At 71.2% G+C, this 219-nt stretch carries 1 protein-coding gene; it reads left to right on the forward strand.

The features are described from left to right. The coding region (locus ACOADB_RS15460) for a hypothetical protein (protein WP_378600302.1) at window positions 1-219 on the forward strand (219 nt) is incomplete at both ends.

Genomic DNA, 219 nt, shown 5'->3' on the forward strand with positions numbered 1-219 from the left:
CCCGGTGGAGAGCGTGATCAGCCCGGTGACGGTGTTCGAGAGGGCGACCTCCCCGCTCGGGGTGGACTCGGGCATCGCCGAGAACTTCGCGCTCGACACGATCCAGGGCGGCTTCGAGCTGCCGACCAGTGCGGGCAGCACGCCCGACGGCCTGGTCTTCGTCGCCGAGAAGGGCGGACGCGTCCTGGTCGTCGAGCCCACGGGCGACGACGGATGGTC

The sequence above is a fragment of the Nocardioides sp. CPCC 206348 genome, assembly GCF_048654705.1.
In the GTDB taxonomy this organism is placed as follows: Bacteria; Actinomycetota; Actinomycetes; order Propionibacteriales; family Nocardioidaceae; genus Nocardioides.